This window comes from uncultured Flavonifractor sp., from assembly GCF_944385615.1.
GTDB lineage: Bacteria > Bacillota > Clostridia > Oscillospirales > Oscillospiraceae > Flavonifractor.
In genome coordinates this window covers 34,346-40,845 of record NZ_CALWXV010000020.1, presented here as the reverse complement: position 1 = coordinate 40,845, position 6,500 = coordinate 34,346, and the positions used below count along the sequence as shown (strand labels likewise).

The following is a 6,500-nucleotide window of genomic DNA, read 5'->3' as shown; positions in this document are numbered from 1 at the left end:
ACAACCTATCGGCTACATACTCCTTTGGACGGCGCATAAAAGGGCGCGCTGCAGATTTCATTTCTGCAACGCGCCCTTCTTGAAGCATACTATCGCTTTCTGGGGATGAGCAGTAACTGTCCGTCAGGCAGTTCTTCCTCCTCCAGGGCATTGGCCTGCATCACATCCCGGGCGGTGGTACCGTAGGCCTTGGCGATATCCCACAGCCGTTCTCCCCCGGTCACCATCCGAAGCACGATGGAAGGCTGGCCGGTGTGGTCCTGGGGCGCGTTTTCGTCAAAGGTGACGGTGCTGACGGCGGCTGCCTTGCTGCCGGTGAGAGCCAGATAGGCAAAGCGTACCGGGAACCGGACCTCCACCCCGCCGGAGGCGGGGGCGGCATACACCGGAGCGGTGCAGGTACAGCGGCAGGTACACCGGGCTCCCTCAGGCAGCTCCACCGGGCAGGTGACTGGGATGGTGCGGGTAACGGCGCTGACTTCCCCCTCCTCGGTACGGCACAGCAGATTGACATTGACTTGGGCCGTAAGGGATAACCGTTCTCCCTCCCGGGTCTGAGCCACATCCCCCATCGTTACATAGGCGTCCATCACATCCTGGGGCAGGATGCCAGTCTCCAGCAGCTCCCGCACGGCGATCTCCCGCTCTCCCCGATCCGCTACCCGGCTGAGCGTCAGGGACCGAATCTCGGTGTTCAGGTCATAGAGGGTGGAATACACGTCAGTGAGCAAGGTCAGGCTTCGCTCTTCCCGGACCACCGCCTGGGCCAGCAGACCCATGGACACGCTGAGGGTACGCCCGTCTCCGTCGTCCAGCTCGCAAGTCAAATCGGTGAGCACCAGCCGCACCTGGCACATGGCCTCCTCCCCCGCGCCGCTTATCTCCATCAGCTGGGAAATGGGAAGCTCAAACTCTCCGGTGCTCAGCCCGCCGTCGGTACAGCGGTAGAGCACCTGGAGCCGGGCGGACCCCTTGAAGATCAGCTTGCTGCCGATGACCTTGGCCTCGCTGCACTCCAGCGCCGCCCGCCATTTTAACAGGGCCTCTGCCTCCGGGCGGCTTCCAGGCAGGGTCAATTCATCACTGAATGGAAAGGATTTTTCCTGTACACATACAGTCACACAGGTTTCACAGGATTCACTGAGCTGTTCTACCCCAGCCTGCTCCGGGTCCAGCACTGCCGCGCAGGCCCAGTCGGTCATAGTGGCAAACACCTGGGTATCCACCACCAAATCAGCCCGCACCAATACCTTTCTGGGATTGACCAGTCGGGCGTCCGCCCCTCGAAGCCGGGGCTCGGCTACGACCTGGCAGCCGGGGGTGATATCCACGGCATCAGCGGTGCAGGTAAAGGGCAGATCCACCTCCAGCCGCCGCAGCCCCACTTCCCCGTCAGGCTGGCAGAGCAGCATGGCATGGATAGTGCCGGACAACTCCACCCGGCCCTCCATAGCCTCCTTGCGGTGGAGACAGACCACCCCCTCCGTATCGCAGATGGACAGCAAATCGGGGCAGGCATCAGGTACGATGCTCTCCAGCGTCTCCTCCTGCGCCACAGCGGTGTCCAGTACCGCGGTAAACCCGTCCAGCGGGGTCCGTTCCAATTCCAGTTCCATAGCGTTCCACTCCTTGTACGGGCCATTGCCCAGACTGATTGCTGCTAGGGCAATATATGTACAAGGGAATCCGTTTATGACCGGCTTTCCGGTTCCAAGTCGGTCTTTTTGAAGCCGAAGACCAGCCTCAGCAGGCTGCTGAGGGCTTTGGGGGACTTCACCACAACGATTTTCATACCTTATGCCTCCCTGTCAAGCCAATATCGTTTGAGCCAGCCAAAGCCCCGACGGCCCAGCCAGACCCCGGCCACAAAGACTGCCAGAGTGCCCGGACGGAACAACAGGACCGCGCCCGCGCCGCACAGCGCCACCGCAGCCAGGGCTTTCTTGCCCTCTAACGTCAAAACAGCCGCCTCCCTTCACTGGTTCTGTCCCAGTATACGCGGAGTGCGGCTGTTGTGTGTATGGTTGTGGGATGTGCTTATAATTCTCTTTGGCTGCGAATCACCAGGGCGGCTCCCTCCCCCACGGTGAGTTCCATTACCGGAGAGGCGGGCTCGTTGCTCACCGTCAGGGTGTCTCCCCGGGTGACGGTGGCCCCCTCCAGAGGGTACTTGACACCCCGCAGGGTAACCCCCTTCAGGGTCCTGTCCAGGGGAATGAGGGACAGATAGTGATAGCGGGGGGTGTCGTTCAGATAGATGGTGCCGTTTTCCAACAGCCGCACTTCATTGTCCTCATCCACCAGCAGGGCGGAGGCTCCCTGCCGTGCGATCCACTCCAGCAGCACCAGGTTGGAGGCGGTGTGGTCAAGCCGCCCGCCGGTGCAGCCGCACAGCAGCAGTTGGGTGCATCCCAGCTCGATGGCCAGATGGGCCGCCGCCTGCAAATCGGTAAAATCTTTCTCCACCGGCAAGGTGGTACAGGGCACATCCTCCGCCGGACTGCCGCCGGAGTCCCAGTCACCAATCAAGTAATCCGGCTTTACACCTGCCGCCAATGCAGCTCTCATGCCGCCATCGGCACAGATCACCGTCCAGTCCCGCTCCCCCAGATAGTCCCCTAAAAAAGCCAGGTCGGCGCAGGGAGCCGCGCCGACGATCAGGCCGTATTTTGTTACTTTCTCTGCCATTCCGGCACTTCCTTTGCCTGCTGATACAGCCTCACATAGCTGGCATGGCGGCTGGCTGGGATCTCCCCTGCCTTTACCGCAGCAAGAACTGAACAGCCTTTTTCCTTTACATGAGCACATCCGGTGAACCGGCACTGATCTAAGTAGGGGGCAAACTCCCGGAAGGTATATTGCAGCTCCTCCGGCCGCCGCAGCTCCATCTCTTCTGTGTCAAAGGAGGAAAAGCCGGGGGTGTCAGCCACAATGGCCCCGTTATCCAGCCGGAACAGCTCCACATGCCGGGTGGTATGCCGTCCCCGCCCCAGCTTGTCGGACACCGCTCCCACCTGGATACAGAAGTCAGGTTGGAGAGCGTTGAGGATACTGGACTTCCCCACCCCGGAATTTCCTGTAAAGGCAGAAACCTTTCCGGCAATTGCGGCAGAGAGTTCTTGGATCCCCTCCCCTGTCTCGGCGCTCACCCGCAGGGTAAGGAAACCCGCCTTGGTGTAGGTGTCGTATAAGATGTCCGCCCCATCCAGGTCGCACTTGTTGAGGACGATGACGCTCTCGCAGTCCCGTCCCTCTGCAATGGACACCACCCGGTCAATGAGAAAGGGATCGGTGACCGGAATGGCCCCGGAGGCCACCACAACCAGCTGGTCAATGTTGGCCACTGCGGGCCGCTGAAATTCATTTTTCCGGGGAAGAATGGCATCCAGAATACCGCTCTCCCCTTCCAATGGGGTAAATTTCACCCGGTCCCCCACCAGAGGGCTCACCTTTTGATGGCGGAATTTACCCCGGCCACGGCAAGCTACCAGCTTGCCGTGGCCGTCGTCCACATAGTAGAAGCCGCTGAGGGCTTTGAGAATAATTCCTTCCATATCAACCAAAATTCTTAGTCTCAGAGATGGAGAGTTGGCCGTTGAAGTAGACATTGACCATCTGTTCCCCACTGCCCTTCAGATTGACTACTACGATCTGCTGGACGATGGGCAGGGTTTCATTGTACTGCTCCTGGCCGTCCACCGTCACCACCACCGACACCGTATCCCCCTCCCGGGGCAGGTTAATGGTATAGTTGATGGAGTTGAGCTGTCCGTTGGGGGTCTGGGTGGGCTGGTCGGTGGGGGCAGTTGATGCGTCAGGTGTGGGGGTGGCATCTATAGGGGGTTCTCCTGTGGAGGGGTCCGGCCCCTTACTGACCCGCAGGGTAATGGTTTGGCCTTTCTGCACTTTTGTCTTGGAGTCAATGCTTTGCCAGCACACATAACCCTCCTTCACGGAGTCGTCATACACCTCTTCCAGTTTCACCACCAGTCCCATTTCAGTGGCGGTATCCTGTGCTTCCTGTGCTTCCATATTGATGAAGCTGATTACCACAACAGGTTCCTCCTCCGGGCCGGTGCTCACCACCAGAGTGATCTTGTCCACACCCTCCAGACTGGCATGGGCTGCGGGATCGGTGGAGATGACAAAATCTACAGTCACATCCTCGGAGGACTGCTCCTCAATCACCAGATTGCCCTGCTCCTCACTGTAACCCAACGCCTCCAGGGTGGCGATTGCGGCACGCTTATCCTTATTGACCACGTAGGGCATGGTGCCCCCCTCGTCCTCCGCACCGCTGCCGTCGCTGATGGTCACTGTAATGGTGGCGCCGGACTGTGCGTTCCGGCCGTTCTCCGGATCTTGTGTCACGATTCTTCCCGCTTCCAAATCGCTTTCCACCGTATCGCCTACCACGATCTGGAATCCGGCCTTCACTACATCAGGGTCCTGCTGAGCCTCCTCCACAGTCATGCCGTAGAGCCGGGGCACATTGTAGTCGGTACTGCTGCTGCCGAGTCCACTGAAGAAGGAGAACCACAGGAACACGCCCATACCGACTAGAAACAAAACCACCGCGGCGATCGCCAGAACAATGGGCAAGCGGCTGTTGGCGCCCCGCACATCGTCATAGTCGTCCTCATATCGGGGCGCTCGGGACCGGGCGCGGGTGTCCTCCTCCCGACGGGGAGGACGGGAGCGGGTCCAGGTATCCTCCTCATACCGGGAGACATGGGCGGGCTGGGCCTTTACATTGCTGGGCGTATTGGCACCCAGTACCTGGGTGGGCTCATCCACATCGGAGACCAACAGGTCCGCCGGGCTGTAGTCAAAATTGATAGAGGGATTTTTTCGGAACTCCTCCAAATCGGCCAACATGGCGTCAGCGGAGATATACCGCTGGTTTACGTCAGAAGCCATGGCCTTCATGGTAATGGCCTCCAGAGCTTCGGGGATCTCCGGGTCGATCTCCCGGGGAGAGAGCGGAATAGAGTTGATGTGCTGAATCGCCACCGCTACCGGGGAATCGCCTTCATAGGGCAGCCGGCCGGTAATCATCTCATAGAGCACCACGCCGGCGGAATAGATATCGCTGCGGGCGTCAATGTGACTGCCTCTGGCCTGTTCGGGGGAGATATAGTGGACCGAACCCAAAGCCTCCTGGGTCAGAGTAGCCTGGGCCGCTGAGGTGAGCCGGGCAATACCGAAGTCGGCCACCTTCAGACTGCCGTCCCGCAGCACCATGATATTGTGGGGCTTGATATCCCGATGGATGATACCCCGACTGTGGGCGTGGGACAGGGCCTTCATGATCTGGGTGATGAAGTGGAGGGCCTCCCGCCAGGCCAGCTTGCCTCCCTTTTTCTGCATATACTGTTTTAGTGTAATGCCATCCAACAGCTCCATCACGATATAATCCAGTTCCGGCGTGTGGGATACATCGTAAACCGCCATGATATTGGGGTGGGACAACATGGCGACAGCTTGAGACTCATCGTGGAAGCGGCGTCGGAACTCTGCGTCGGAGGCCAGCTCCTCCTTTAAGATTTTAATGGCTACCAGCCGGTTGAGCCGGTGGTCCCGGCCCTTGTACACCACGGCCATGCCGCCGATCCCGATGCGCTCCAGGATCTCATATCGGTTGTCGAGTAATTTCCCTATGTATTGATCCATAGTTCATTACCCCCTTTTCAAAGGATCTGAAAGAGGACCGCCGTCACGTTGTCCGGTGCGCCTCTTGAGATGGTGATATTGACCAGCCGCTGGCAGCAATCGGCAGGTTCCCCTCCGTGGATCACCTCATAGAGCAATTCCTGGTCAGACAGGATATTGCTCAGTCCGTCCGAGCACAGCAGCAAGAAATCCCCGCTCCGCAGCTCCTTTTCATACAGATCAGCCCGGATGCGTTCCTCCGCTCCCAAAGCCCTGGTAATCAGGTTCTTTCTGGGATGGGTCCTGGCTTCCTCCGGGGTGATATCTCCCCGGGCTACCATATCTTCCACGACGGAATGATCCCGGGTCAGGCGGGTAATACCCTCCTGGTTAATGTGGTAAGCCCGGCTGTCGCCGATGTTCAGCAGATATGCCGTCCCATCCACCACCAGCGTTGCTACCATGGTGGTACCCATACCAAAGCAGTCCGGGTCGGAACAGGCTCTGCGATAGACCGCGCTGTTGGCTTCCTCCGCCGCTTTGGACAGCACCGCCGGCGGCGGTGTGTCCGGGTCTCCCTGGGCCCGCTGCAGGGTGTCCACAAAAGTTTCCACCGCGATCAGACTGGCGATATTGCCTGCCTTGGCGCCTCCCATGCCGTCGCACACCACACCCACAGCCAGGTGCTCAGAAGGCACATCTAAGTAATACCCGTCCTGATTCTGGGTTCGGACCACACCTTTATCGGTGATGCCCCACACGTTGATCATAGTGAATCAGCCTCTTTTCCAGCCGGCCGGCCCCGCTGCCCAGGCCTCCGGCAAAACAATGGAAGGGGCGCGAAGAAC

The 6,500-nt window shown here is 59.4% G+C and carries 7 protein-coding genes; all 7 read right to left on the bottom strand.

Annotation, left to right across the window (positions count from 1 at the left end):
* Positions 1-89: 89 nt before the first annotated feature.
* Positions 90-1,616, bottom strand: coding sequence for a DUF3794 and LysM peptidoglycan-binding domain-containing protein (locus Q0J75_RS07040; protein WP_297198747.1), 1,527 nt, complete (start codon positions 1,614-1,616; stop codon positions 90-92).
* Between the two features lie 74 nt (positions 1,617-1,690).
* The gene (spoVM, locus tag Q0J75_RS07035; RefSeq protein WP_297198745.1) at positions 1,691-1,792 is read right to left on the bottom strand and encodes a stage V sporulation protein SpoVM; all 102 of its coding nucleotides are present in this window, start codon (positions 1,790-1,792) and stop codon (positions 1,691-1,693) included.
* A gap of 3 nt (positions 1,793-1,795) precedes the next feature.
* Positions 1,796-1,960, bottom strand: a complete 165-nt coding sequence (locus tag Q0J75_RS07030) for a hypothetical protein (protein ID WP_297198743.1) — start codon at positions 1,958-1,960, stop codon at positions 1,796-1,798.
* A 77-nt stretch (positions 1,961-2,037) separates the two neighbouring features.
* Positions 2,038-2,688, bottom strand: coding sequence for a thiamine diphosphokinase (locus Q0J75_RS07025; RefSeq protein WP_297198741.1), 651 nt, complete (start codon positions 2,686-2,688; stop codon positions 2,038-2,040).
* Positions 2,673-3,554, bottom strand: coding sequence for a ribosome small subunit-dependent GTPase A (gene rsgA / locus Q0J75_RS07020; RefSeq protein ID WP_297198739.1), 882 nt, complete (start codon positions 3,552-3,554; stop codon positions 2,673-2,675). The genes Q0J75_RS07025 and rsgA overlap by 16 nt, the downstream gene beginning before the upstream one ends.
* A 1-nt stretch (position 3,555) precedes the next feature.
* Positions 3,556-5,673, bottom strand: a complete 2,118-nt coding sequence (pknB, locus tag Q0J75_RS07015) for a Stk1 family PASTA domain-containing Ser/Thr kinase (RefSeq protein ID WP_297198737.1) — start codon at positions 5,671-5,673, stop codon at positions 3,556-3,558.
* 17 nt (positions 5,674-5,690) lie between these two features.
* Positions 5,691-6,422 (bottom strand): Stp1/IreP family PP2C-type Ser/Thr phosphatase, encoded by a 732-nt coding sequence (locus Q0J75_RS07010; RefSeq protein ID WP_297198735.1) that lies wholly within the window; start codon positions 6,420-6,422, stop codon positions 5,691-5,693.
* Between the last annotated feature and the right edge of the window lie 78 nt (positions 6,423-6,500).

Coding starts and splice junctions, on each gene's coding strand:
- Q0J75_RS07040 (WP_297198747.1), bottom strand. CDS start 1,616: ATGGAACTGGAATTGGAACGGACCCCGCTGGACGGGTTTACCGCGGTA.
- spoVM (WP_297198745.1), bottom strand. CDS start 1,792: ATGAAAATCGTTGTGGTGAAGTCCCCCAAAGCCCTCAGCAGCCTGCTG.
- Q0J75_RS07025 (WP_297198741.1), bottom strand. CDS start 2,688: ATGGCAGAGAAAGTAACAAAATACGGCCTGATCGTCGGCGCGGCTCCC.
- rsgA (WP_297198739.1), bottom strand. CDS start 3,554: ATGGAAGGAATTATTCTCAAAGCCCTCAGCGGCTTCTACTATGTGGAC.
- pknB (WP_297198737.1), bottom strand. CDS start 5,673: ATGGATCAATACATAGGGAAATTACTCGACAACCGATATGAGATCCTG.
- Q0J75_RS07010 (WP_297198735.1), bottom strand. CDS start 6,422: ATGATCAACGTGTGGGGCATCACCGATAAAGGTGTGGTCCGAACCCAG.